The organism is Ectopseudomonas oleovorans (assembly GCF_029845265.1).
GTDB lineage: Bacteria > Pseudomonadota > Gammaproteobacteria > Pseudomonadales > Pseudomonadaceae > Aquipseudomonas > Aquipseudomonas oleovorans.
This window is the reverse complement of the sequence record NZ_JAOCLK010000012.1, coordinates 35,093-60,248: the sequence shown is the minus strand read 5'-3', so window position 1 is coordinate 60,248 and position 25,156 is coordinate 35,093. Positions and strand designations below refer to the sequence as shown.

Here is a 25,156-nt window from a genome sequence, read left to right as displayed (position 1 = left end):
GCAGGGCTGAATGAATGTGGATGGAAGCATGCTTGAATTGATCCTCGGCGGTGCTCGTTCCGGCAAGAGCCGGCTGGCCGAGAAGCTGGCCGACGAGTCCGGGTTGGAGGTCGCCTACATTGCCACCAGCCAGCCGCTCGATGGCGAGATGAATGCGCGCGTCGCTCAGCATCGCGCGCGTCGCCCGGCGCACTGGGCGTTGGTCGAGGAGCCGCTGGCGCTGGCCCGTGTGCTGCGCGAACAGGCTGCGCCCGGCCGTTGCCTGTTGGTGGACTGCCTGACCCTGTGGCTGACCAATCTACTGATGCTGGAGGATTCGGCGCGGCTTGAGGCTGAGCGCGAGCTGTTGCTCGGTTGTGTGGATGGGTTGCCAGGACGCATCCTGTTGGTCAGCAACGAAACCGGGCTGGGCGTGGTGCCGCTGGGCGAGCTGACTCGCCGTTATGTCGATGAGGCCGGCTGGCTGCACCAGGCGCTGGCCGAGCGCAGCCAGCGTGTGCTGTTCACCGTGGCCGGGCTGCCCATGGTGCTCAAGGGGGATGCGTTATGAGTCTGCAATGGTGGCAAGGGCCGTGTCAGCCGCTCGATCATGTTGCAAGGGCCAAGGCCGAAACGCGGCAACAGCAGTTGACCAAACCCACGGGTTCGCTCGGCCGCTTGGAAGCACTGGCTATTCACTTGGCAGCGCTGCAGGGGCGCGAGCGGCCGAGCCTGGACAAGCTGTGGATCGCCATCTTTGCCGGTGACCATGGCGTGGTGGCCGAGGGCATTTCCGCCTATCCGCAAGCGGTGACGGGGCAGATGCTGGCCAACTTCGTCACTGGCGGTGCGGCGATCAGTGTGCTCGCGCGTCAGTTGGATGCGGCGCTCGAGGTGATCGACCTGGGTACTGCCGCACCCTTGCCGCCGCTGCCAGGCGTGCGTCATCTGCAGGTCGGTGCCGGTACGCAGAACTTCGCCCGTGATCCGGCCATGACCCTGGCCCAGGCGATGATTTGCCTGGAAGCTGGCCGCGACAGCATCCAACGCGCGCGTGCCGTTGGTTGTGATCTGTTCGTCGGTGGCGAGATGGGCATCGGCAATACCACTGCGGCGGCAGCGCTGGCCTGCTGGCTGTTGGATTGCCCGGCGAGCGAACTGGCAGGGCCCGGTACTGGATTGGATGGCGCGGGTGTGGCGCACAAGGCGCGGGTGATCGATGCCGCGTTGGCCCTGCACCGGGCGCAGATCGACGGGCCATTGCAGGCGCTGATCCACCTGGGCGGATTTGAGATCGCTGCACTCACCGGCGCCTACCTGGCCGCCGCGCAGCAAGGCATGGCGGTATTGGTCGATGGCTTTATCTGCAGCGTTGCGGCCTTGCTCGCCGTGCGCCTGAACCCTGGCTGCCGCGACTGGCTGCTGTTTGCCCATCACGGTGCCGAGCCCGGTCATGTGCGTGTGCTGCAGGCGCTGGAAGCGGAGCCGCTACTGGAGCTGGGCTTGCGTCTGGGTGAAGGCAGTGGTGCTGCATTGGCCGTGCCGTTGCTGCGCCTGGCCTGCGCCCTGCACGGACAGATGGCGACCTTCGCCGAAGCGGCCGTCGCCGAAAGGCCGAGCTGATGCTGCATCTGGAATTGCTGCGTCACGGTGAAACCGAGCTGGGCGGTGGGCTGCGTGGCAGCCTGGATGATGCGCTGACCGAGCAGGGCTGGGCGCAACTGCGCGCAGCGGTGCAGGGCGCCGGCCCCTGGGATCGCCTGATCAGCTCGCCACTGCAGCGCTGCGCGCGTTTTGCCGAGGAAGTCGCGCTGGCCAATGCCTTGCCGCTGCACTTCGAGGCGGATCTGCAAGAGCTGCATTTCGGTGATTGGGAAGGGCGCACTGCTGCCCAGCTGATGGACAGCGATGCTGAGGCGCTGGGTCGCTTCTGGGCCGATCCCTATGCGTTCACGCCGCCTAATGGCGAGCCGTTGCTGCAGTTCGAGGCGCGTGTGCTGGCTGCCTTGCGGCGCTTGCAGCAGCGCCACACGGGAGAGCGGCTGCTGCTGATCACTCACGGCGGTGTGATGCGCCTGCTATTGGCGCGTGCGCGCGGCCTGCCACGTCAGGATCTGCTGCAGGTCAACGTCGGCTATGCCCAGCGTTTTCGTCTGCGCCTGGATGCCGATGGGCAACTGGCGGAGTTGCCATGATCGCGTTGCTGATCGCCTTGCAGTTCCTCACTCGTCTGCCGGTCAGCCTGCCGGGCATGCCGACCCCCGAGCAGGTGGGGCGCTCGCTGCTTTGGTACCCGTTAGTGGGGCTGCTGCTCGGTCTGCTGCTGTGGGGCGCCCATCTGCTGTTGGGGCAGACACCGGCGTTATTGCAGGCGGCGATCATTCTGGCGCTGTGGGTGGGGTTGAGCGGCGGTCTGCATCTGGACGGCCTGGCCGATACGGCTGATGCCTGGGTCGGCGGTTTCGGTGATCGCGAGCGCACTCTGACGATCATGAAGGACCCGCGCAGCGGCCCTATCGCCGTGGTGGTGCTGGTGCTGCTGTTACTGCTCAAGTTCGCCACATTGTTCACGCTCCTGCAGGCCGGGCACGGCATCTACCTGTTGCTGCTGCCCTGGCTGGGGCGCAGCCTGTTGCCGTTGCTGCTGGCAACCACGCCCTACGTGCGGGCCGGTGGGCTGGGTCAGGCCCTGGTCGATCATCTGCCGCGCGGGCAACTGCCCTGGGTGCTGGGCGTGCATCTACTGGGCATGCTGCTGTTCGGCTGGGCGGGGCTGCTGGCGTTGACCACGGCATTGCTGCTGTTCGTCTGGCTGCGTCGCGCGTTGCTGCTACGCCTGGGCGGCACCACCGGAGATACCGCCGGTGCACTGGTCGAGCTGGCCGAGTGCGCCGTGCTCCTGACGCTGGCCCTGAGTCTCTGACCTCAACTGTTATGGCGAGGCGGTGGGCAACTGTATGAGTGCCCATCGCTGATGCGGGTATATACCTGTATCCATGTTGCCGACCTCCTGTCTCTGTACCCAACTGCGCCGCGCCAGCCGTGGTGTCACCCGCCGTTACGACGATGCCCTCGCGGCCGTCGGGCTCGGTGCCGCGCAGTTTTCCCTGTTGCGTCATGTGCAGCGGCTCGGTCAACCGAGCATTTCCCTGCTCGCCGACGCCATGGGGCTCGATCGCAGCACGCTCGGGCGCAATCTGCGGGTGCTGGAGGAACAGGGGCTGGTGCAACTGGGAGAAGGGCGCGATTTGCGCGCTCGCGAGGTACGGCTCACAGAAGCCGGCCTGCAACGCATCGAACAGGCGCTGCCACTATGGGAACAGGTGCAGCGTGAGCTCAATGCCCGGTTAGGCGCAGATCGCCGTGCCGAGCTGATGAGGCTGCTCGAAGAACTGGCCTGAAGGCCGCATCACTGCCTACACGGTCGCAGGCGACCGTCCGCTGGAGATATCGATGACAACTGCATGGCGTTCAACCACCTGGCTGCTGCTCGGCGCGTCGCTGATCCTGGCGCTGTCGCTCGGCACGCGCCATGGTTTCGGCCTGTTCCTGCCGCCGATGAGTGCGGAATTCGGCTGGGGCCGTGAGGTGTTCGCCTTCGCCATCGCCCTGCAGAACCTGATCTGGGGTCTGGCACAGCCGATCACCGGTGCGCTGGCCGACCGTTTTGGCGCGCGCAAGGCCATCGTCATCGGCGGCGTGCTCTACGTGCTGGGCCTGGTGTGCATGGGCATGGCCGACTCGCCGCTGTCGTTGTCGCTGAGCGCAGGTCTGTTGATCGGCATCGGTCTGTCCGGCACGTCGTTCTCGGTGATTCTCGGCGTGGTCGGTCGCGCCGTGCCGGTGGAAAAACGCAGCATGGCCATGGGCATTGCTGCGGCGGCCGGCTCCTTCGGTCAATTCGCCATGCTGCCGGGCACGCTCGGCCTGATCAGCTGGCTCGGCTGGTCGGCAGCACTGCTGGCCTTGGGGCTGCTGGTGGCGTTGATGATTCCGCTGGCGGCAATGATCAAGGAGACGCCGCCCCCTGTGACCAATGGTCCGCAGCAGACGCTGGTCGAAGCGCTGCGTGAGGCCACCAGTCACTCCGGTTTCTGGCTGCTGGCGCTGGGCTTTTTCGTCTGCGGCTTTCAGGTGGTATTCGTCGCCGTGCACCTGCCGGCCTATCTGGTCGATCACCATCTGCCGGCGTTGACCGGTACCACGGTGCTGGCGCTGGTCGGCCTGTTCAATATCTTCGGCACCTACATCGCCGGCTGGCTCGGTGGACGCATGTCCAAGCCGCGCCTGCTCAGTGCGCTGTATCTGCTGCGTGGGGTGGTGATCACGCTGTTTTTGGTGGCACCGCTGACGCAGTGGAGTGCCTACCTGTTCGGTATCGCCATGGGCCTGCTGTGGCTGTCGACTGTGCCGCTTACCAACGGTACCGTGGCGACCCTGTTCGGCGTGCGCAACCTGTCGATGCTCGGCGGTATCGTCTTCCTGTTCCACCAGATCGGTTCCTTCCTCGGTGGCTGGCTGGGCGGCTACCTCTACGACACCACTGGCAGCTACGACCTGGTCTGGCAGATCTCCATTGGCCTGAGTGTGATGGCTGCCGCGCTGAACTGGCCGGTGCGTGAGGTGCCGGTGGCGCGGCTGCAAGGTGCGCCGGCGTGAGCCGCAGGGTACTGCTGTTCGCCGGCCTGACGCTGGGCTTTGGTCTACTGTTGGCGCTGGCCTGGTGGGGCTGGCGCCAGGGTGGGTTGGCTTTGCTGCAGTTGGGCGTCGGTATCTGCTAGTTGCTTGCGTCTGGGCCTGCGAGTAGCGTGGTGGAATCGCGTCATCGCCTGAGGTCACCGCCATGTCTCTTCGCCCTCTTGCCTGTTCCCTGTTGCTGTCCAGCCTGGCGTTGCCGGCGCTGGCCGCAGAGTGTCCGGCCATGCTCCAGGGCGAACTGCCCAAGCTGCGCGCCAAAGGTGAAAACATCGAGCTCTGTCAGTTCTCGGGCAAGCCGCTGGTGGTGGTCAATACCGCCAGCTTTTGCGGCTTCACCCCGCAATTCAAAGGGCTTGAAGCGCTTTACCAGCGGTACAAGGATCAGGGCCTGGAAGTACTGGGCGTGCCGTCCGACGACTTCCGCCAGGAATCCGCCGATAGCAAGGAAACGGCCACCGTCTGCTACGTCAACTACGGCGTGACCTTCGCCATGACCGAGCCGCAGCCGGTTTCCGGTGCCAATGCCATCCCGTTGTTCAAGGGTCTGGCCGAGCAGAGCCGGCAGCCGCGCTGGAACTTCTTCAAGTACGTGGTCGACCGTCAGGGCAAGGTGGTGGCGAGTTTCTCCAGTCTGACCAAGCCTGACGATCCCGAGCTGATTGCCGCCGTAGAAAAGGCGATCGCCTCGCAACCCTGAGAGTCTCTGAACAGGCTCTGAGCCGTCCCGCTTCAAGGCCCTTCACCCATCTGGGCGATGGGCCGTGTCCGTCTGCCTGCCTAGACTGGCCAGGAGCCGGAGGCAGTTCACCCGGCGTGCCCTACAAGAACAATAAGGAGGCACCCATGCGTCGCGTCTATACCGCTGCCCTGGCAACACTCGCTCTGCTTGGCGCCGTCGAGGCCCAGGCCAACTACACCAAGACCAAGTATCCGATCGTGCTGGTACACGGGGTGACCGGGTTCAATACCATCGGCGGGCTGGTCAATTACTTCCTACCATTCCCTGGAACCTCGAGCGCGATGGCGCCCGGGTGCACGTCGCCAGTGTCGCTGCCTTCAATGACACCGTGCAGCGCCTGCTCGATGAGCAGCGTCGCGAGCGCGACTGGCAGCAGCATTACCAGGCCTATCGCAATGAGTTGGCCAGCCTGCAAGGTCGGGGGCTGAGCGAGGCGGATGGCGAGCAACTGCAGCGCCAGTTGCGCGAGCGGCTGTTCAGCAGTGAAGACCGACACCGTGTGGAAACCTATGACGCCATTGCCGCGAAGCAGCCGGAGCCGCTCGACCCCTGACGGATGCTCCCCATGAGCGAGCGCCTGCTGCTGGCCCAGCAGCGCCGAGGCTATCGCTCGCTGCGTTTCGTCGCCGAGCTGGAGGCGGGTTTTGCCGAGCATCGGGTGCAGCGCATTCGTCGGCGTCTGCCCCTGATCGCCCCCACGGCAGCCTTGTTCCAGCTGATCTATGCGCTGCTGGATTTTCTGCTGATGCCGCTGACGGTCAGTCTCACGGTGCTACCGCTGCGCCTGCTCGCACTGGCGGTGTTGGCGCTGTCCTTTTTCTACTGTCGCCGGATCGAGGCACCGCCTGCCAGGGTGCCATTGGTCTATGCCGCGGCCTACTGGGTTAACGGTGTCAGCGTCGCGCTGATCGTGCACCTGTGCTGGCAGCAGGGCGTGGCGATGCCCTACGACGGCCTGTTCCTCGTCCTGTTGTTCGGCTACGCCCTGCTTGGGCTGTCGTTCCGCGAGATCAGTCTGTGCAGCTGGAGCTTCTGCCTGTTGTTCATCGGTGTGGGTGTGCTGTTCGGCGAAACCGGCGGTGAGCTGGCCTACCAGGGCCTGTTTCTGTTCTGTGCCAACCTGATCGGCAGCGTCGGTGCTTATATGCAGGAGCACGGTCAGCGCGGTGCCTGGCTGAACCTGCGCCTGCTCGACCTGGCGCGCCAGCGCGCCGAAGCCGATGACGCGCGCAAGTTGCGTCTGCTGGCGGCTGCCAGTCACGACCTACGCCAGCCGCTCAACGCCATGGGGTTATACGCCGAACACCTGCCGGAACAGGGCGGTGATCAGCAAACCCGGCGCATCAGCGCGAGTCTGGCCGCTTCGGTAGAGCAGCTGGGGCGTCTGCTGCAATCGTTGCTCGACTACACCCGCCTGACCTTGCCCGGTGGCGTGCAGGCCAGGCCACATGTGTTCGCCCTGCGCCCATTGCTTGAGCGGCTGATTGCCGAAGTGGCTCCAGAGGCGCAGCAACAAGGGCTGCAACTTGAGCTGCACTGTGACGACTACGGGGTGTACAGCGATCCGCTGTTGCTGGAGCGACTGCTGCGCAATCTGCTCAACAATGTCCTGCTGCACGCACAGGCGCAGCACCTGAAGCTGAGTGTGCGGCGTGACGGCGACGCAATCGTGTTGGAGGTGGCGGACGATGGCCGCGGTCTCAGCGAAGCGGAACAGGCGTTGGTGTTCGAGGAGTTCCGTCAGTTGGACAATCCTGGGCGTAATGCCGAGCGCGGACTCGGTCTCGGTCTGGCCATCGTGCGGCAGCTGGCTGAGGTGCTGGAGCATCCCCTGCGGCTGCATTCCCGACCTGACGACGGTGCGCGTTTCGTCCTGCGCCTGCCGTTGGCCGAGGTACCGGCGCCGGCACCACGCGTTGATGCTGCGCTGGCGTTGCGCGGGCGCATCCTGTTGCTCGAAGACGACGCCACTGGGCGCGAAGCCCTGGCCGGCTTGCTGCGTCGCTGGGGTTGCGAGGTGCAGGCCTGCGCCGATCTGGCCGGTGCGCTGCGGGCTCTGCGCCAGGAGGCGCCGCAGTTGCTGATCAGCGACTATCGGTTAGCCGAGCGGGGCGACGGGCTGCAGGCCATCGAGCGACTGCGCGAGGCGGCAGGGCAGATGTTGCCGGCGTTGTTGATCACTGCTGATCTGAGCCCGGAACTGCATGAACGCTGCCTGCCGGCGCACGTCATTCCCTTGGGCAAGCCCCTGTTGCCGGCGCGTTTGCGCCAGGTGCTGGCCACTCAGTTGCAGGCACGCCAGGCACTCACCTGATCACAGCCAGCCGCGCTGACGGGCAGCGCTGACGCAGGCGGTGCGGGTATGCACGGCGAAGGTTTCGAACAGCGCCTTGAGGTGCGTTTTCACCGTGTCTTCGGCCAGACCCAGCTCGCGGCTGATGGCCTTGTTCGGCAAGCCTTCTGCCAATAACTGGAGAATTTCCAACTGCCTGGGTGTCAGCGGTGATGAGCTGCTTGGCGCCGGCAGGGTTTCGCCCAGCAAGACGCGGGTCACTGCCTGGCGCAGTGCGTTGCCATCGGAGCTCTTGGGGATGAAGCCGAGCGCACCGGCGGCCAGCGCCGCCTGCGCCTCTAGCGCGGAGTCACTGGCGCTGAGAATCGCCACCGGTGTGCTCTCGCCGCGCGCCAGCCAGCGCTGCAACAGTTCGATGCCGGGTTCGTCAGGCAGGCGCAGGTCGAGCAGGACCAGGTCGTAGTCATGCTGGCGCAGGCACTGCTCCGCTTCTGCAGCGCTGTGCGCGGTGTGGATCTGCAGGTTCTGGCTCAGTGGCGACAAGGCCAGGGAGAGGCCGTCGAGAAAGATGCGGTGGTCGTCGACCAGCAGCAGGCGAAGATTGTCGGGCAGGGTGGTGCAGAGGGCAGTCATGATGTTCTCACGCGGCTTTTATTGTTGTTCTGCCGCGTGAGTGTAACAGGCTGTTGAAAACGTAGGCGAGGCAGTCAGTGCAATACCGATGGCGGCCCCGCAAAAACAGCCGAAAAAGCGCAGTTTACGCGTTGTAAATGAGCATTTTGACTGGGCTCGCACGCGAGGCTGTTTTTAACGCAGCAATGGCAACGCACGACTGCATGGATGCAGGAGGTAGAGCGACGCAGGAAGCCAAAGCCGAAGTAGTTTTCAATGGGCTGTTAGCCAATGCTGCGCTGCGATTAGAAACGATAGCTGAGTGAAGCCCCCAGGCCATGAGCGCTGTTCTTGTAGCGCGCACTGTAGGTGCCACGGGTAGCGCTGACGTGGTTCACGTCCACTGACTCTTCCTGCAGGTAGGAGTAGGCCACGTCGATGGTCATGTCCGGGTTGGGGCTCCAGCCGGCGCCGACGCTGAAGATGGTGCGGTCACCGGAGGGCACGCGCGGCGAGCGGTCGACGTTGTTGGTCGGCGACTGGTCGATGGCGATACCGGTGCGTAGCGTCCACTGCGGGCTGACCTTGTACGACAGACCGACTGCATGGGCCCAGGCGTCGTGCCAGTTCTGCTCTTCGACGATGGTGGAGAGGTTGGCCGGCAGCGTTGCGGAATTGTTCTCCACGCGGATTTCCTTGAAGCGGCTCCAGCGCGTCCAGGTGCTGCCGACATACAGCGTCAGCGCATCGGTCAGCTTGTGGGTGATGGACATGTCCACCGACTCGGGCGTAGTCAGCCCCAGATTGGCGTCGTACTTGCCGGCGATAGCAGCCAGTGCACCGTTACCGGAAACACGGGTATCGCCCTCCAGTTCGTACTTCACGCGCGAATGGTAGGTCACGCCTGCGCGGGTGTTCGGGGTGAACTCGTAGAGCACACCGGCGTTGAAGCCGACGGCGGTGTCGTCGCCTTTGACCCTCACTTTGCCATCGCTGTTGCCCGGGTTGAGCAGCGAGGAGCTCAGTTCCCCTTCGATGTGGTTGAAGGTCGGGCCGAAACCGACCGACAGCTTGTCGTTGAAGCGATAGCTCAAGGTCGGCTGCACGGTGATCACCCGTAAATAGCTCTTGTCGGCGTAGTAGCGGCCCTGGAACGTGCGCTCGTAGTCGGTCATCAGGCCGAAGGGCACGTAGACACCGAGACCGAAGGCGACCTTGTCGTCCAGCGGTTTGACGTAATAACCCATGGGTACGCCGGTGGTCGGCACCATATTGCCGTCGTTGCTGCCTGCCAGTGTCGCAGGGCCGGCGTTGGCGCTGGCGTGGCTGATATCGCTCTTGGCATGAATCGCCGCCGCCCCTACATACACTTCGTCGCGCTTGAGGCGGGACATGCCGGCCGGGTTGCCAAACACGGTGCTGGCGTCATCGGCGAACGATGAGCGGCCGGCGAAGGAGGTACCCATGCCGGAAATGCTTTGTTCGTTGAGGGCGAAGCCGCTGGCGAAACCATGGCCCGAGGTGGCGGTGATGGCAACTGCCAGGCCGGTCTTGAGAAGGCGTTTGCTCACGGGGGAGGCTCCTGTGGTGAGGCGAGCGGCGCACGCTACCGTTTTTCCCGCTCCCTGCCAAGGCAAACAAATTCAATGATATTGAGTGGATTGTCAGACAATTTCTGCAAATAGGTATGAAAAATACGAAGTTTATTTCCTGATTGAATGGTCAGGCTACCCGGCTCACTGGGGTGATGCAGCGCTGCCAGGTCTCGAGGAAATCCTGTTGACTTGCCTGCGGCTGAAAAACCTTGCACCAAATTCGGCCCATGGCCAGTACGTCATCGGCGGCCGGCAGCGTCAGCTTTTCCTGCTCGATCAGCAGCCAGGCAATGGCCGTTGCATAGCGCAGGTTGACCGTCAGTTCGAGGTGCGGCGCCTCGAGAAACGCGTGTTGGCTGGCAAGGCCGCGAACACGGCTGGCAAGCTCCGGATCGAAGGCCAGGTATTGATCCCAGAGCATCTGGTGGGTCGGTTCGCTGATGCGATACAAGCCATGACCTTGCGGCGTATCCAGCGCGCTGCCCAGCGCCGACTGGCAAGCGGCAGTTCCGAGTAGCAGGGCTTCGGCGCTGTTGCTGTGGCGCTGCAGGTAGACAAGGGTCGGGCGGATCACGTGCTGGCTGAGATCGCAGGCGGCTATTCCCATTGCATCCTCGCGGAAGGTGCCGGTGGGGGCCGTGCTTCTGATCGTTGTTCGATAAAGACTCCACCGGGAGCGGAGTTAGCCGCTCATTCTCAAGCCTAGTGCGATATTTAAGCGGTAACGGTCTGTTTTTAAATTGATTACTGACTTGAGCTATTAGGCATATTTCGATTCGTGCTTAAACCGCTGTTCATTGGCCGGTAGCAACCGGACGTGCCGGAACGGTGATCCATTCGCTCCAGGACCCCGCATAGAGTGGTGCCAAGGGGTAGCCGGCGAGGTTCATGGCGAACAGGTTGTGGCAGGCGGTGACGCCGGAGCCGCAATAAGCCACCAGATTTTCCAGGGGACGTTCTCCGCGCAGTTTGTCGAAGCGCTCGCGCAAGGCGGTCGGCGCAAGGAAGCGGCCATCGTTACCCAGGTTGTCGGTGAACACGGCGCATTGCGCGCCGGGAATGTGCCCGGCGACCGGGTCGAGCGGCTCGACCTCGCCTCGAAAGCGCGGTAGTGCCCGCGCATCGAGCAGGGTCAGGTCCGGGTTGCCCAAACGCTGGGCCAGTTGATCGGCCGTCAGCAGCAGGCTGTTATCGGGCTGCGCGGAAAAATCACCGGGGGCATTGCTCGGTGCCGCTGTGGTCAACTCCTGGCCGGCTTCACGCCAGGCTTTCAGGCCGCCATCGAGCAGGTACAGGCCATCACGTTTGCCCAGCCACAACAGCAACCACCAGGCGCGCGCGGCGAAGGCGCCGGGGCCATCGTCATACAGCACCACCTGGCTGTCCGCCTTCAGGCCGCAGCTGCGCAGGCGTTCTACCAGTGCGCTCGGGTCGGGAAGCGGGTGACGGCCGGTGACGCCCTTGACCACTGGCGCGGACAAGTCCTGTTCGAGGTCGAGGAAGTGGGCGCCTGGAATATGCCCATCAAGGTAGCTGCGGCGGCCGTAGGCCGGGTCTTCGAGGGCAAAGTGGCAGTCCAGGATCAGCAGGTTTTCCTGCCCTAGACGTTGTTGAAGTTGTTCCGTGCTGATCAGTTGAGCGAGTGGCATGGTGCCTCCTGTGTCGTAGCAACGTTTGCCCGATCATACCGCCTAGCCTGCTGTTCGATCCTCCATTGAGATCGCACCGTGGCCCCGTCGTGCGCAGCAGGTCAGATGGGGGCAAAATACGTGCAGCGCTGGTGTTGTTTTGGTGCGCCATAAGGCCATTAGAGTCGCGTTATAGAGCCGTATCCAGTCTTGCTGTGCGAGTAAATGCACTAAGAAGTTTCATCAAGGCGACATTTTGATCTGTTTTGGTGCTTTGCCGCCTGATAGAGTGCCGGCCACTTTGTTTTTGTGGTGTCGAGGTGCCGCATGTCGTTGTCCGTTGATTCTTTCCTGGCGCGCCTGAAACAGCGCGATCCTGACCAGCCCGAGTTCCACCAGGCGGTGGAGGAGGTGGTGCGCAGCCTATGGCCCTTCCTCGAAGCCAGTCCGCGCTATCGCGAGGCCGGCATTCTCGAGCGTATGGTCGAGCCGGAACGGGCCATCCTGTTTCGCGTGCCGTGGGTCGACGACCGTGGCCAGGTGCAGGTTAACCGCGGCTACCGTATCCAGATGAGCAGCGTCATCGGTCCGTACAAGGGCGGTCTGCGTTTCCACCCCTCGGTCAACCTGGGCGTGCTCAAGTTCCTCGCCTTCGAGCAGGTGTTCAAAAACTCGCTGACCTCGCTGCCCATGGGCGGCGGCAAGGGCGGCTCGGACTTCGACCCCAAGGGCAAGAGCGAGGGCGAAGTGATGCGCTTCTGCCAGTCGTTCATGACCGAGCTGTATCGCCATATCGGCGCGGACCTGGACGTGCCGGCCGGTGATATCGGTGTCGGTGGGCGCGAGATCGGTTATCTGTTCGGCCAGTACAAGCGTCTGTCCAATCAGTTCACCTCGGTGCTGACCGGCAAGGGCCTGAGCTACGGTGGCAGCCTGATCCGCCCGGAAGCCACTGGCTATGGCTGCGTGTACTTCGCCCAGGAGATGCTCAAGCGTATCGACCAGGGCTTCGAAGACAAGCGCGTGGCCATCTCCGGTTCCGGCAACGTCGCCCAGTACGCGGCGCAGAAGGTGATGGAGCTGGGTGGCCGGGTGATTTCGCTGTCCGACTCCGAGGGCACTCTCTATGCCGAGAGCGGCCTGAGCGATGAGCAGTGGTTGTACCTGATGGACCTGAAGAACGTGCGTCGTGGCCGCCTGCGTGAGATGGCCGAGCACTATGGCCTGCAGTTCCTGGCGGGCCAGCGTCCCTGGGATCTGCCGTGCGATATCGCGCTGCCCTGCGCGACGCAGAACGAACTGGACGCTGAGGATGCTCGCGCGCTGCTGAAGAACGGCTGCATCTGCGTGGCCGAAGGCGCCAATATGCCTTCGACCCTGGAAGCGGTGGACCTGTTCCTCGAGGCCGGCATCTGCTACGCCCCAGGTAAGGCGTCGAATGCCGGTGGCGTGGCCACCAGCGGCCTGGAAATGAGCCAGAACGCCATGCGCCTGCACTGGAGCGCCGGCGAGGTGGACGAGCGTCTGCACGGCATCATGCAGAACATCCACCATGCCTGCGTCCATCACGGGGAAGAGAACGGTCGCATCAACTACGTCAAGGGCGCCAATATCGCCGGCTTCGTCAAAGTGGCCGATGCGATGCTGGCGCAAGGCGTGGTCTGAGCTCATCACAGTAGACTCGAGGCCCCGCGTGAGAACGCGGGGCCTCGTCGTTTCTGGTGGGGCTGTGCTGCCCGGCCGATTCAGGCATGCTGCCTGCCCTCACGCTCGCTACACAGGTCTTGGTTCTGCATGAAACGTTTTGTCTTGCTCGACACCGCTCCGATCCCGGGTGCGAATGGTGCGCTGAACCTGTTTGAGCATGGGGAAGACTTCGTCATCAAGATCGCCGGTGGTGATGGCGGGCAACTGATGAATACGCGCATGCACGGCTCGGAAGATGCCCTGGCCGCAATTCCCTGCAAGCAGATCGCCAGTCGCCCACGGGTACGGGTGTTGATCGGCGGGTTGGGCATGGGCTTTACCCTGGCCTCGGCGCTACAGCACCTTGGGCCTGACGCCGAGGTGGCAGTGGCCGAGCTGGTGCCCGGGGTGGTCGAGTGGAACCGTGGCCCACTGGGGGCGAAGTCCGGTTATCCGTTGCATGACCCGCGTGCAGTGATCATTCAGGAGGACGTCGCCAAGGTGCTGCAGGCTGCCGAGCAGTGCTACGACGCGATCATGCTGGACGTCGACAACGGCCCCGAAGGGTTGACTCAGAAGGGCAATGACTGGCTGTACAGCATGGACGGCCTGCGTCAGTGTGCCAAGGCGCTGAGGCCCAAGGGCATGCTGGCAGTGTGGTCGTCCAGCGCCGACCGGGCATTTTCGGAGAAGGTGCGCAAGGCGGGCTTCAAGGGCGAGGCGGTGCAGGTGTATGCCCATGGCAACAGGGGCACGCGACATACCATCTGGATTGCCCAGAAGGTCTGAGCCTGCAGCCTTTCGATTTGGTGGGCTGAAGCCCACCCTACCGTAGGATGGGCCGGGCGGCGATCCGCTTCAGCCCACCAACATGACGCGCCACCGCACCACCGCGAATGACTGCTCCGCCTTTTCGCTGTCATTCGCCGGTGGAGTCTTGTCTCAATGAATCTGCAGTTTGCCGATGCGATCGTTGTCCAGGCTGCCGAAGTACAGGTAGTCGCCCACCGGCTTCACCGAGGTGACCATGCGCAGGTGCGTACCGCTGGTGTCATGCAGGCTGCGCACGATCTCGCCGTTCTCGTTGAGGGCGATGGCGAAGCCGTACGGGACCGCCTTCGGCCACAGCGCGCGCGGCAGTTTGGCCAGTTGTGCCTTGAGCCAGGGGTGGCGATGGAGGAAGTCGGCGTCGGCCTTGCGTGGGGTCGGCAGTGCTACCCAGAAGGTGCCATTGCGGTCGCCCTGCAGGTTGTCCGGCAGGCCCGGCAGGTTGTCGATGAAGATGTCATGCTGGCCGGCCTTGTCGCCCTTGAGCCAGTAGCGGGTAATGCGATAGCGATAGGTCTCGTTGACCAGCACGAAGTCCTCGTTCGCCGACAGGGCGACGCCGTTGGCGAAGTACAGGCCATCGAGCAGCACGCGGGTTTCGCCGCTGGTCGGGTCGTAGCTGAGCAGGCGCCCATGCGGACGCGCTTCGAGCAGGTCGAGCAGGTAGTCCGGCTGCTGGAAGCGTGAGGAGGCGTCGCTGAAGTAGATGGTGCCATCGCTGGCAATATCCAGATCATCGGTGAAGGCGAAACGCAAGCCTTCAGCTTCTGTGCTCAGCACCTTGATCGCACCTTGCGGGTCGATGCTCAGCAGCCCCTTGTAGGCGTCGGCGACGATCAGGTGACCACTGGCGTCGAAGTTCATGCCCAGTGGGCGGCCACCGGTATCGGCGAAGGTTTCCAGGCTGTCATCGTCCAGCACACGCACGATGCGGCCATCGTGCAAGCCGGTGTAGACCCGGCCCTGGCTGTCGACAGCGGTGTCTTCCGGGCCATGCACCTGACCGCGGGCCAACAGCTCGGCCTTCATCAGGGTGTCGTTGGGCTCCAGCACGCCGGTCATCGCCGGAGCAGGCGCGGCATCCCAGGGCAACGGGTCGATCGGGCTCGGGGTCAGGGCCAGGTAGCCGGCTGCTGCGGCCAGCAGTACGACGAGCAGGGCAAGCAGTTTCTTCAGCATTATCGTGCGTCCGTTTCGGAGGTGGTGCGCGGCACAGATTACACAGTTCCGTTGATCGGCGGCAGGCCGCGCCCCGTGCATTGCCCCGGACATATATACTGCGCGGCATTCTTAGCGTGAGAGTCGCGTAGCGACGCCTTCCTTAGGGCCTTTCTCCCTCCGGGAGAAGGTGGCGCGAAGCGCCGGATGAGGGGGCGGGTATGCCGCGTAGGCATTTGATAATGCGGGGTGCCTGTGCGGCATGCCCGTTAACGGGAGAGCCGCGTGGCTAACGACATTCACTGGATTCTCGACGACGCCAGCCTAGCCGAGCATTGCGCTGCCTGGCAGGCGCTGCCCTTCGTCGCGTTGGACACCGAGTTCATGCGCGTCGACACCTTCTATCCCATCGCCGGGTTGCTGCAGGTCAGCGCTGGCGACGGCGCCTACCTGATCGACCCGCTGCGCATCAGCGACTGGCGGCCGTTCGCCGCGCTGCTCGAAGCGCCAACAGTGGTCAAGGTGCTGCATTCATGCAGTGAGGACCTGGAGGTCTTTCTACGCCTGACCGGCAGCCTGCCGGCGCCGCTGTTCGACACGCAACTGGCGGCTGGTTACCTCAATCTCGGTTTCTCCATGGGCTACTCGCGCCTGGTGCAGGCGCTGCTCGATATCGAACTGCCCAAGGGCGAAACCCGCTCCGATTGGCTGCAGCGGCCACTGTCCGAACTGCAGGTGCGTTACGCTGCCGAGGACGTGCTGCATCTCGTTGAGGTGTATCGCGCCCTGATGGCCCGCCTGGCGCCGCAGAAGGTCGAGTGGATTCTGGAGGACGGTGCCGAGCTGGTTGCCAATCTTGGTCGTGAAGTCGCTCCGGAAGATGCCTGGCGCGATGCCAAGCTGGCCTGGAAACTCTCGCGCCAGCAGCAGGCCGTGCTGCGCGCGCTCTGCGCCTGGCGCGAGCGCGAGGCGCGCGCGCGCAACCAGCCACGCAATCGCATCCTGCGCGAGCATTCGTTGTGGCCACTGGCCCGTACCCAGCCAGATAACCTGGTGGCGCTGGCGCGCATCGAGGACATGCACCCGAAAACCGTGCGTCAGGACGGAGAGACGCTGCTGCAGCTGATCCATGATGCCGCGGCGCTGCCGCCCGAACAGTGGCCCGAAGCCTTGCCCGAGCCGTTGCCCATCGAAGCCTCGGCTTTGCTGAAGAAGCTGCGCGCCGTCGGCCAGCGCGAGGGCGAGCGCCTGGATATCGTGCCCGAGCTGATGCTGCGCAAGAAAACCCTGGAAGCCCTGCTGAAAAGCGGCTATCCCAATGGTCCTTATCAATTGCCCGACTCCCTGCGCGGCTGGCGTCGGGAGTTGATGGGGCAAGCGCTGCTCGATTGCCTCGCAGGCGATTGAAAAATTATCTACGTTGTCTGGCCGTTGTTAAAAGCAGTCTGGGTCGCCAGCCCGGTCGAGATGCTCATTTAGCCGCTTGTAAACTGCGCTCTCTCGACTGCTTTTGCCCAGGCCAGCCTGCCTCGCCAACATTTTTCAAAAGCCTGCTGGCCGCTGAAGGAGAATCCGCGTGAAACGCATCTGTTCCATCTACAAGAGTCCGCGCAAGAACGAGATGTATCTCTACGTGCTCAAGGCCGATGCCCTGAAGCGTGTGCCCGAAGGGCTGCTCGCTGTGTTCGGCCCGCCCGCGCATGCCTTCGATCTGGTGCTCAGCCCGGAGCGCCAGTTGGCTCGCGAGGACATCAGCCTGGTGCTGGAGAATCTCGAGAAACAGGGCTATCACCTGCAGATGCCGCCGCCCGAGGAGGAATACATTCAGCATCTGCCCGACGAACTGCTGCGCCGCAACGATCCGGTGTAACAGGCCCTTGAAAAACGTAGGCGAGGCAGGCAAGACAAGGCAAAAAAAGCCGAAAAAGCGCAGTTTACATGCTGTAAATGAGCATTTTGAGGCTTTTTTTAACGCAGTATTGCCAACGCAGGTAGTTTTTCAACGGCCTGGTAAGTCATGCGCCTGCTGATCGCCGAAGAGGATCATGCGTTCTACGCCGAGCGTATTCGTAGCGCCTGCCCTGAACTGCAACTGGTCGCCGGCGCACAGCTCGAACAACTGCGTGTGGTCGCCCGCGACTGCGACCTCTGGCTGGGACAGCCCGACCTGCTCGCGCCCTTGCTGCGCGAAGGTGTGCGCCCGCAGTGGCTGCAGTCGACCTGGGCCGGCATCACGCCGCTGCTGGCGCAAGGATTACCGCGCGATTACCGTCTGACCCGCGCTGTCGGCATCTTCGGTCAGGTGATGGCCGAATACGTGCTCGGTCATCTGCTGGCCCATGAACGGCGTCTGTTCGCCCGCCTGGCGGCGCAGGTCGAGCAGCGTTGGGATCACCGTCTGCCACGCAGCCTGCGCGGACGCCGCGTGTTGGTGGTCGGTTGCGGTGATATCGGTCAGGCCGTCGCCGAGTTTCTCCAGCCTTTCGGGGTGGAATTGCGCGGCGTCGCCAGTCAGGCGCGTGAGCAGGCGCCGTTTCTCGACGTGGCGGCGATGGATCAACTGCCTCATCTGGTCACCTGGGCCGATTACGTGGTCAACCTGCTGCCGGACACGCCGGCCACGCGCGATCTGTACGATGCCCGGCTGCTCGCCCATTTCCGCCCAGAAGCGGTGCTGATCAATGCCGGTCGCGGTGTCGCCGTGGTCGATGCCGATCTGGTCGCCGCGCTTGAGCGCCACCAGTTGGCCGGCGCGGTGATCGACGTCTGTCGCGAAGAGCCGCTGCCGCCCGGTCATGCGTTCTGGAATGCCCCGCGCCTACTGCTCACCGGCCACAGCTCGGCGCCTACCGATCCGGCGCTGATGAGTGAGCTTTTCATCGACAACCTGGTGCGCTGGCAAACGGGAGAGCCGTTACGGGGTGAAGTGGATTTCGCCCGCGGTTATTGAGGCACTTGGCGGGTTACACCCGCCCTACGGGTGCAGATCTGTAGGGCGGGTGCAACCCGCCAGCGGCGATGACCGGCTCGTACAATCAATCCCTGATGGCGCCACTCGGCATGCGCCGCTTGGCCAGGGCTGGGGCTCAAGCTAGACTGCCGCGCTTTTTTCGCCTGAGTCCATACTGCTGCCATGGCCGCCGACCTCGAACCCTTTTGGAAACGCAAGACCCTCGCCCAGCTCGATCAGGGGGAGTGGGAGTCGCTGTGCGACGGCTGTGGCCTGTGCTGCCTGCAGAAGCTCGAGGACGAGGACGATGGCGCCGTCTACTACACGCGCATCGCCTGCAAATTGCTGGACTTGCAGACGTGCCGCTGCAGCGATTATCCCAACCGGGTCAAACATGTGCCTGACTGCATTCAGCTCACTCCGGCGCAGGCCGATCAGTTCCGCTGGCTGCCGCCGACCTGTGCTTATCGCCTGGTCAGCGAAGGCAAGGATCTGCCACATTGGCACTACTTGGTCAGCGGCGACCCGGACGCCGTGCACGCCGAGCGCATTTCCCGATCAGGGCGCATGCTCAGTGAGAACAGCGTGGCCGAAGACGACTGGGAAGATCATCTGATTTTCCGCGCGGGTTGATTGCCGCGCGGCTTCGTGGGAAATCTGTCCCCGTTAATGGAATTTGCCCTGTGGCGCAGCTGTCATAAGCTGCCACGTCCCGCATCAGGAGTTTTGTTCGATGTCCCTTCGCTTGCCGTTGTACGCGTCTCTGCTGCTTCTGAGTCTGCCGGCCTTCGCTGCCACGCAGAAGGTCGATCTGGATTACCGGGTGCGCTTTCTGCCCGAGAGCAATCAGGCTGAAGTCAGCATCACGCTGGAGAAGGGAGAGTACGTGCGCAGCCTCGACTTCAATCTTGGCGAAGACGGGCGTTTCAGCGATTTCAAGGCCGATGGCCAGTGGTCGCAGGAGGTTGCCGGACGCGGCAAGTGGCAGCCAGGCGAGGGCAAGAGCGTACTGAGCTACCGCGTGTTGATCGACAGCGAACGCAAGCCGGGGCGCTACGACGCCAGGATGACTGACGACTGGGCATTGTTCAGGGGCGACGACCTGATTCCGGCGGCCAAGCTCGACCAGCAGAACAAGATCGAGCTGGTGGCGCGCCTGCAGTTCGAGCTGCCCAAGGGCTGGACGAGCGTGGAAACCGGCTGGCCGCGCATCGGCAAGAACCGCTTTCGCATCGACAACCCGCAGCGCAAGTTCGATCGTCCGACCGGCTGGATGCTGGCCGGCAAGCTGGGTACCCGGCGCACCCGCCTGGGTGATACCGAAATCGCCATCTCCGCGCCGGTCGGCGAGGGCATGCGGCGCATGGATATCATGACCTTCCTCACCTTCGTCTGGCCGCAGATGCAGCAGGTGTTTCCGCGCGACCCGGACAAGCTGCTGATCGTCGGCGCTGGCGATCCGATGTGGCGTGGCGGCCTGTCGGCGGCCAACTCCTACTTCATGCACGCTGACCGGCCCCTGGTCAGCGAGAACGGCACCAGCTCTCTGGTGCACGAACTGGTGCACGTATTCAGCCGCATCTATGGCCGCGAGCGCAGTGACTGGATCTCCGAAGGCCTGGCCGAGTACTACGCCATCGAATTGATGCGCCGCGCCGGGGGCATCAGCGAAGACCGTTATCAGAAGATCCGCGAGCAGCTGATTCGCTGGAGCAAGCCGGTCAACAGCCTGCGTACCGACAATGCCAGCGGCGCTGTCACCGCGCGTGCGGTGCTGCTGTTGCAGGAGCTGGACCGGGAAATCCGTCAGAAGACCAAGGACAAGGGCAACCTGTCGCTGGATGACGTGACCCGTGGGCTGATGCGTCTGGACAAGGTCAGCACCAAGGACTTCATCGACATCACTGAGAACGTCATCGGTGGGCCGTCGAAGACGCTGGATACGCGCCTATTGCGCTGAGCCCTGGCGCAATCCCCTAGGGTCTGTTGTCGTTTCGTCGCGGCCGTGCGCGAAACGGCAACAGACCCTAGGAGCGGCCTCAGCCGCGAATCGCCAATGAATTCGATCCTACGCCAGGCTACAGAACACCGCGGTCTCATGCAGGAACTGCGCGCCACAGTGAATAGCTGCCGTCTCGCAATATCCAGGCAAATGCCCTAAAGAGGGTGAGTGTAAAGAGCACCGCAAAGGCAAAAGCTTCGCCCCGGGGCGGGGCTCCTACGGGGGGCGTGGCGTCTGGGGTGGTGGTTGGGCCGGCTGTTCAGTCCTGCTTGCCTTCCGGGCGGTTCAGCAGGGCAGCCAAGCCAGCCAGCCCCTTGTGCGTGACCTTGCTGCCGGAACCGGCGCTGGCCGCTTCTTCCTTCTGGTAGTGCAAATCGACCTGACGCTGGTGCTCGTTGTCGTGGCAGTACAGGCACAGCAATTCCCAGTTGGAGCCGTCCTCCGGGTTGTTGTCGTGGTTGTGGTCGCGGTGGTGCACGGTCAGCTCGCTCAGGCGCTTGCCGCTGAATTCGCGGCCGCAACGGCCGCAGATGTGCGGATACATGCGCAGCGCCTTTTCCCTGTAGCTGGTTTCGCGGCGTTGCTGGGCTTCGGCGAGGATCTTGTCGAGCTTGCTGGTGGGTGTCATGAGGCAATTCACTGGAACGTTCGTGGGCAGGTGTTGCCAGAATAGAACGAAAGCCAGTCGAGCAGGAGAGCTATCATGCGTATCCTCATTCTCGCCGCTATGATCCTGGCGTCCAGCCTTGCCACTCTAGCCTGGGCGCAGCAACCCGTGCGCATGCCGTCGGCGCCGGAGGCCGGCTCACCGGGTACGGCAACCCCGCAGCCCTATGGCCAGCCTTCGACAGTAGTACCGATCAAGCGCCAGGGAGCGGCGCCCCTCTTACCGCCGCCGCAGGGACAAACGCCTCCAGGGACTGCGCTGAAATCCACTGGCGATCAATCGATTCCGCAGCTTGATGAGCAACTGCGCCGCAATAGCCAGGGGCTGGACGGGCAGCGCAAGGCGGAGTGATCGGCGTAGGAGCGGCTTCAGCCGCGATGCTTGGGGAATCGCGGCTGAAGTCGCTGCTACGGCTGTGCTATCCCGAGCACACGGAACAGGAAGGCATACTCCAGCGCCACATCCTTGATGCCCTGATAACGCCCACTCATGCCGCCATGGCCGGCGCCGAAGTCGGTTTTGAGCAGTAGCAGATTGGTGTCGGTCTTGTCGCGGCGCAGCTTGGCCACCCACTTGGCCGCTTCCCAGTACTGCACGCGGCTGTCGTTGTAACCGGCGACGGCGAGGATGGGCGGGTAGGCCTGGGCGCGTACGTTCTCGTAGGGCGCGTAGGCCTTGATGCGTGCATATACCTCGGGCTGATTCGGGTCGCCCCATTCGTCGTACTCGGTCACGGTCAGTGGCAGGTCCGGGTTGAGCATGGTGTTGAGCACATCGACAAAAGGCACTTCGGCAATGGCAGCAGCGAACAGCTCGGGGCGCTGGTTGAGCACGGCGCCGATCAGCAGGCCACCGGCGCTGCCACCGCTGATCGCCAGTTGTGCGGTGGTGGTCAGACCCTCGGCGATCAGGTGTTCGGCGCTGGCGATGAAATCGTCGAAGCTGTTCTGTTTGTGTTCGAGCTTGCCGGCCCGGTACCAGGCTTCACCCATCTCGCCGCCACCGCGGATATGCGCGATGGCGAAGATGAAACCGCGCTCCAGCAGGCTTAGGCGGGCGTGGGAGAACCAGGGGTCGAGGCTCGCGCCGTAGGCGCCGTAACCATAGAGATAGAGCGGTGCAGGCTTCCCTGCGGCGAATACCTCGCGGCGCGCCACCAGGCTGATCGGTATCTGCGTGCCGTCGGCCGCAGTGGCCCAAAGGCGTCGGCTTTCATAGGCGTCGGCATCGAACGGACCTTCCACGGGCGTTTGCTTCAGTACCTGCTGCGCGCCGCTGGTCAGCTCCAGTTGGCGTATCTGCGCGGGGCGATTGAGCGCTTCATAGCGCAGGCGGATCACCGGGCTGTGAAACTCCAGGCTGTCTTGCACGTAGAGGCTATAGGCGGCATCCGGCAACTGCACGCGATAGGCTTCAGCGCCCTGTGGCTGCACTTCGAGGATCGGCAGACCGCCTTCGCGCAGCGCCAGGACGATGGCACGCTGGTTCAGCGTGGCGCCTTCGAGCATTACCTGCGGGTCGTGGGCGCGAATCTGTTGCCAGTGCGGGCGCTGCGGCTGCGCCTCACTGGCGCGGTAGAGCGCGAAGTTGATGCCGCTCTGATTGCTGCGGATCAGCCAGCACCACTGGCCGTCCAGCATGCCGTGATCGACATCGTATTCGTGGCCTTCCTCGCGCGGTGCCAGGCAGCTGAAATCGCCCTGCGGCTGCTGCGCGTCGAGCACCCAGACCTCGCTGGTGGTCTTGCTGCCCAGTTGCAGGATCAACTGGCGCTCGGAGCTGGAGCGGTAGCAGTGCAGGAAGAAGCGGCCATCTGCTTCCTCGAATACGGCTTGCGCAGCGGCGTCGCCGAGGCGGTGACGGTAGAGCTTGTAGGGGCGGTGGGTGTCGTCCAGTTCGGTGAAGAACAGCGTCTGGCTGTCGTTCGCCCAGATCATGCTGCCGTCGCAGTCGTCGAAGGGCAGTTCGATGATCTGGCCGCTGTCCAGTTCCTTGACGAACAGGCGGTAGATTTCGTCGCCGTTGCTGTCGAGGCTGTAGGCCAGGCGTTGCTGGTCAGGACTGATGCTGAAGGCGCCTACGGAAAGAAAGCCGCCGCCGGCCAGTTCGTTGGCGTCGAGTAGCAAGGCTTCACTGGCCGCGTCGATATCCAGCGAACCATCGGCAGGACGGCGGCAGCGATAGTGCCGCGGATATTCGTCTCCGGCGGTGGTGCGCTGGTAGTAGAGGTAGTCGCCCCAGGGCGTGGGCAGCGACAGGTCGTTTTCGCGAATGCGCCCCTTGATCTCCTCGAACAGTTGCTCGCGCAGCGCCTGCTGCGGTTCCAGCACCGTCTCCAGGTAAGCGTTCTCGGCCTGCAGGTATGCCAGCACCTCCTCGCTGTCGCGGTTTTCCAGCCAGTGATAAGGGTCGTTGCCGGCTTCCTGGCGGGCGATGGGGGCAGAGGACATGGCGTGGCTCCAGAGAACGAGAGGGCGACGGCAGGGGCGCCGCACTGGGCAAAAGCCGCTATCATAAGCGCCCCTTTGCCAGACCTGCCACGCCGGCGCCTGCTTATGATGAATGAAAACGACTACCTCCTGGCCTGGGCGGCCTACGGGATTGCCGCTCTGGGTTGCCTGTTGGTGTGGATGCGCCTGACCAGCTGGATGTGGCGCTACCTGCGCGAGCCGCTGCGGGTGCTGATGGCCGTGCTGCTGTTCAGCCCGACCATCGTCGACCCGGCGCGCGAACTGTTCGCGCCCGCCCTCGCGGTGACCGCCATGGATATATTGCTCAAGGTTGGCAACAACGCCTGGCGCGCGGTCGCTGATCTGGCGCTCTATAGCCTGATCGCGCTTGCCATGTATCTATTGTTCGTCGCTGTTCGCTGGCCCATCGAGCGTTGGTGGAAGGGGCGTCAGGGCGAGCATGTAACCGAGCCCGACGAGGACCCGCGCACCCTGCGCGAGCGCATGGAAGAGGGCGACGACCTGCCAACTCGTGACTACGGGCGCGATCGCTCGGGGCGTATGGAACCGCGTATTTGATCTGACCCCTTGCGCCTGCCGGCCCAGGCGTTCAGCATGATGGCCTTGTGCAAGGGAGGCCTGATGGATTGCGTGTTTTGTGCCATTGCCGAGCAACGTCTACCCGCTCATCGTCTGTATGAAGACGAAGATTTCATCGTGCTGCTGGATATCTTTCCGATGCGTCCGGCCCATGTGCTGATCGTCAGTCGTGTGCATGCGCCATTTCTACGAGATCTGCCGCCACCGGTGCGTGAACGTCTGTTGACGCTGGCCGAGCGTATCGCCGCCGCGCTGCGCGAGGCCGGCTTCGGTAAGAACGGCATCAATCTGCTGATCAATGACGGTCCGGATTCCAATCAGCACGTGCCCCATCTCCATTTACACCTGATTCCGCGTCGGCCGGGTGACCTGCCGGCGCTGCTCTGGCGATTGCTGGTGCGCTTTCTGCCAATGGGCCGCAAGCGAATCGAAGCGCGTCTGCAAGATGAAGCCGAGCGCCTGCGCCTGATCCTCGGCAAGGAGAATTGATTCGATGTGCGAATTGCTCGGCATGAGCGCCAATGTACCCACCGATATCGTCTTCAGCTTTACCGGGCTGATGCAGCGTGGCGGCCGCACCGGGCCGCACCGTGATGGTTGGGGTATCGGCTTCTACGAAGGGCGCGGCTTGCGTCTGTTCCAGGACCCGCGGGCGAGCAGCGAATCCGAGGTGGCGCAGTTGGTGCAGCGCTACCCGATCAAGAGCGAAGTGGTGATCGGCCATATCCGCCAGGCCAACGTCGGCAAGGTCTGCCTGGTCAACACTCATCCCTTCAGTCGTGAGTTGTGGGGGCGTAACTGGTGTTTCGCCCATAACGGCCAGCTGGCGGGCCTGGAAGGCTCCACTACCTTCTACCGACCGGTCGGCGAGACCGACAGCGAGGCGGCGTTCTGCGACCTGCTCAATCGCGTGCGTCGCGCCTTTCCCGAGCCGGTATCGGTGGAAATGCTCCTGCCGGTGCTGGTGGCGTCCTGTGCCAGTTACCGCAAGCTCGGCGTGTTCAACTGCCTGCTCAGCGATGGCGACTGGCTGTTCAGCTTCTGCTCGACCAAGCTCGCGCATATCACCCGCCGCGCGCCATTTGGCCCTGCGCAGCTCAAGGACGCTGACCTGAAGGTGGATTTCCAGTCAGAGACCACGCCCAACGACGTGGTGACCGTCATCGCCACTGAACCTTTGACCGACAACGAACAGTGGTCGCTGTACCAGCCGGGCGAATGGCGCCTGTGGCGCCGCGGCGAATGCATCACTCACGGCAAGGCCTGATCTC

28 protein-coding genes are annotated in these 25,156 nt (G+C 63.7%); 21 read left to right on the top strand and 7 right to left on the bottom strand.

The genetic code is table 11. The features are described from left to right. Window positions 1-28: 28 nt before the first annotated feature. The 10 genes from cobU to N5J71_RS08600 all read left to right on the top strand — a co-directional run bounded on the left by cobU (window position 29) and on the right by N5J71_RS08600 (window position 7,730). Entirely contained in the window at window positions 29-550 is a 522-nt protein-coding gene (gene cobU / locus N5J71_RS08645) for a bifunctional adenosylcobinamide kinase/adenosylcobinamide-phosphate guanylyltransferase (protein ID WP_108234050.1), read from the top strand. Further along, window positions 547-1,602 carry a nicotinate-nucleotide--dimethylbenzimidazole phosphoribosyltransferase gene (gene cobT / locus N5J71_RS08640; protein WP_074858913.1) on the top strand — a complete coding sequence of 352 codons (1,056 nt, stop codon included), beginning with the start codon at window positions 547-549 and terminating at the stop codon, window positions 1,600-1,602. Before cobU ends, cobT begins: the two co-directional genes overlap by 4 nt. Continuing rightward, the gene (gene cobC, locus N5J71_RS08635) at window positions 1,602-2,174 is read left to right on the top strand and encodes an alpha-ribazole phosphatase family protein (protein ID WP_074858916.1); all 573 of its coding nucleotides are present in this window, start codon (window positions 1,602-1,604) and stop codon (window positions 2,172-2,174) included. The genes cobT and cobC overlap by 1 nt, the downstream gene beginning before the upstream one ends. Then, window positions 2,171-2,902 carry an adenosylcobinamide-GDP ribazoletransferase gene (locus tag N5J71_RS08630; protein ID WP_279916685.1) on the top strand — a complete coding sequence of 244 codons (732 nt, stop codon included), beginning with the start codon at window positions 2,171-2,173 and terminating at the stop codon, window positions 2,900-2,902. The genes cobC and N5J71_RS08630 overlap by 4 nt, the downstream gene beginning before the upstream one ends. Before the next feature lie 73 nt (window positions 2,903-2,975). After that, window positions 2,976-3,380 carry a MarR family winged helix-turn-helix transcriptional regulator gene (locus N5J71_RS08625; protein ID WP_074858922.1) on the top strand — a complete coding sequence of 135 codons (405 nt, stop codon included), beginning with the start codon at window positions 2,976-2,978 and terminating at the stop codon, window positions 3,378-3,380. A 52-nt stretch (window positions 3,381-3,432) separates the two neighbouring features. Then, entirely contained in the window at window positions 3,433-4,638 is a 1,206-nt protein-coding gene (locus N5J71_RS08620) for an MFS transporter (protein ID WP_021490054.1), read from the top strand. Further along, entirely contained in the window at window positions 4,635-4,760 is a 126-nt protein-coding gene (locus tag N5J71_RS08615) for a hypothetical protein (RefSeq protein WP_269076709.1), read from the top strand. The genes N5J71_RS08620 and N5J71_RS08615 overlap by 4 nt, the downstream gene beginning before the upstream one ends. A gap of 62 nt (window positions 4,761-4,822) precedes the next feature. Then, on the top strand, window positions 4,823-5,374 hold the full coding sequence (locus N5J71_RS08610; RefSeq protein WP_003461700.1) for a glutathione peroxidase: 552 nt from the start codon (window positions 4,823-4,825) through the stop codon (window positions 5,372-5,374). A 334-nt stretch (window positions 5,375-5,708) separates the two neighbouring features. Beyond that, window positions 5,709-5,969 carry a lipase secretion chaperone gene (locus N5J71_RS08605; protein WP_244185560.1) on the top strand — a complete coding sequence of 87 codons (261 nt, stop codon included), beginning with the start codon at window positions 5,709-5,711 and terminating at the stop codon, window positions 5,967-5,969. A gap of 12 nt (window positions 5,970-5,981) precedes the next feature. Beyond that, window positions 5,982-7,730 carry a hybrid sensor histidine kinase/response regulator gene (locus N5J71_RS08600; RefSeq protein WP_279916684.1) on the top strand — a complete coding sequence of 583 codons (1,749 nt, stop codon included), beginning with the start codon at window positions 5,982-5,984 and terminating at the stop codon, window positions 7,728-7,730. Here the strand turns inward: N5J71_RS08600 and N5J71_RS08595 are convergent, their stop codons facing one another. From N5J71_RS08595 to N5J71_RS08580, 4 genes are all read right to left on the bottom strand, one after another. Further along, window positions 7,731-8,342, bottom strand: a complete 612-nt coding sequence (locus tag N5J71_RS08595) for a response regulator transcription factor (protein ID WP_003461692.1) — start codon at window positions 8,340-8,342, stop codon at window positions 7,731-7,733. Between the two features lie 284 nt (window positions 8,343-8,626). Beyond that, a complete protein-coding gene (locus tag N5J71_RS08590; RefSeq protein ID WP_257598689.1) occupies window positions 8,627-9,892 on the bottom strand; it encodes an OmpP1/FadL family transporter in 1,266 nt (421 codons plus the stop codon). Between the two features lie 151 nt (window positions 9,893-10,043). Beyond that, entirely contained in the window at window positions 10,044-10,523 is a 480-nt protein-coding gene (locus N5J71_RS08585; protein WP_074858937.1) for a hypothetical protein, read from the bottom strand. A gap of 187 nt (window positions 10,524-10,710) precedes the next feature. Next, a complete protein-coding gene (locus N5J71_RS08580; protein ID WP_116618325.1) occupies window positions 10,711-11,565 on the bottom strand; it encodes a sulfurtransferase in 855 nt (284 codons plus the stop codon). A 306-nt stretch (window positions 11,566-11,871) separates the two neighbouring features. Between N5J71_RS08580 and gdhA the strand changes: the two genes are divergently transcribed. Together gdhA and N5J71_RS08570 are read left to right on the top strand one after the other, a co-directional pair. Next, window positions 11,872-13,209: an NADP-specific glutamate dehydrogenase gene (gdhA, locus tag N5J71_RS08575; protein WP_279916682.1), complete on the top strand. Its 1,338-nt coding sequence runs from the start codon at window positions 11,872-11,874 to the stop codon at window positions 13,207-13,209. 129 nt (window positions 13,210-13,338) lie between these two features. After that, on the top strand, window positions 13,339-14,019 hold the full coding sequence (locus tag N5J71_RS08570; RefSeq protein WP_108234058.1) for a spermidine synthase: 681 nt from the start codon (window positions 13,339-13,341) through the stop codon (window positions 14,017-14,019). A 153-nt stretch (window positions 14,020-14,172) separates the two neighbouring features. On the opposite strand, the gene N5J71_RS08565 is transcribed toward N5J71_RS08570, so the two are convergent. Next, window positions 14,173-15,234: an SMP-30/gluconolactonase/LRE family protein gene (locus tag N5J71_RS08565; protein ID WP_108234070.1), complete on the bottom strand. Its 1,062-nt coding sequence runs from the start codon at window positions 15,232-15,234 to the stop codon at window positions 14,173-14,175. 267 nt (window positions 15,235-15,501) lie between these two features. Here N5J71_RS08565 and rnd point away from each other — a divergent pair, with 267 nt between their 5' ends. From rnd to N5J71_RS08540, 5 genes are all read left to right on the top strand, one after another. Continuing rightward, complete coding sequence (rnd, locus tag N5J71_RS08560) at window positions 15,502-16,623, top strand: ribonuclease D (protein ID WP_279916681.1); 1,122 nt, start codon at window positions 15,502-15,504, stop codon at window positions 16,621-16,623. 169 nt (window positions 16,624-16,792) lie between these two features. Then, complete coding sequence (locus tag N5J71_RS08555) at window positions 16,793-17,086, top strand: YcgL domain-containing protein (protein ID WP_206408329.1); 294 nt, start codon at window positions 16,793-16,795, stop codon at window positions 17,084-17,086. 147 nt (window positions 17,087-17,233) lie between these two features. Continuing rightward, entirely contained in the window at window positions 17,234-18,166 is a 933-nt protein-coding gene (locus N5J71_RS08550) for a D-2-hydroxyacid dehydrogenase (RefSeq protein ID WP_074858952.1), read from the top strand. 183 nt (window positions 18,167-18,349) lie between these two features. Then, window positions 18,350-18,799: a YcgN family cysteine cluster protein gene (locus tag N5J71_RS08545; RefSeq protein ID WP_125873707.1), complete on the top strand. Its 450-nt coding sequence runs from the start codon at window positions 18,350-18,352 to the stop codon at window positions 18,797-18,799. A gap of 100 nt (window positions 18,800-18,899) precedes the next feature. After that, a complete protein-coding gene (locus N5J71_RS08540; RefSeq protein WP_279916679.1) occupies window positions 18,900-20,126 on the top strand; it encodes a hypothetical protein in 1,227 nt (408 codons plus the stop codon). Between the two features lie 301 nt (window positions 20,127-20,427). Here N5J71_RS08540 and N5J71_RS08535 read toward each other — a convergent pair whose 3' ends face one another. Then, window positions 20,428-20,796: a YajD family HNH nuclease gene (locus N5J71_RS08535; RefSeq protein WP_108234063.1), complete on the bottom strand. Its 369-nt coding sequence runs from the start codon at window positions 20,794-20,796 to the stop codon at window positions 20,428-20,430. Window positions 20,797-20,871: 75 nt separating this feature from the next. On the opposite strand from N5J71_RS08535, the gene N5J71_RS08530 reads away from it, so the two are divergent. Further along, entirely contained in the window at window positions 20,872-21,186 is a 315-nt protein-coding gene (locus tag N5J71_RS08530; RefSeq protein ID WP_279916678.1) for a hypothetical protein, read from the top strand. A 56-nt stretch (window positions 21,187-21,242) separates the two neighbouring features. Here the strand turns inward: N5J71_RS08530 and N5J71_RS08525 are convergent, their stop codons facing one another. Then, a complete protein-coding gene (locus N5J71_RS08525; protein ID WP_128578286.1) occupies window positions 21,243-23,285 on the bottom strand; it encodes a S9 family peptidase in 2,043 nt (680 codons plus the stop codon). Between the two features lie 105 nt (window positions 23,286-23,390). Here N5J71_RS08525 and N5J71_RS08520 point away from each other — a divergent pair, with 105 nt between their 5' ends. The 3 genes from N5J71_RS08520 to N5J71_RS08510 all read left to right on the top strand — a co-directional run bounded on the left by N5J71_RS08520 (window position 23,391) and on the right by N5J71_RS08510 (window position 25,152). Continuing rightward, window positions 23,391-23,864, top strand: a complete 474-nt coding sequence (locus N5J71_RS08520) for a hypothetical protein (protein ID WP_039964782.1) — start codon at window positions 23,391-23,393, stop codon at window positions 23,862-23,864. A 63-nt stretch (window positions 23,865-23,927) separates the two neighbouring features. After that, window positions 23,928-24,374 carry an HIT family protein gene (locus N5J71_RS08515; RefSeq protein ID WP_074858985.1) on the top strand — a complete coding sequence of 149 codons (447 nt, stop codon included), beginning with the start codon at window positions 23,928-23,930 and terminating at the stop codon, window positions 24,372-24,374. Between the two features lie 4 nt (window positions 24,375-24,378). Further along, window positions 24,379-25,152, top strand: a complete 774-nt coding sequence (locus N5J71_RS08510; protein ID WP_003461657.1) for a class II glutamine amidotransferase — start codon at window positions 24,379-24,381, stop codon at window positions 25,150-25,152. Window positions 25,153-25,156: the final 4 nt, after the last annotated feature.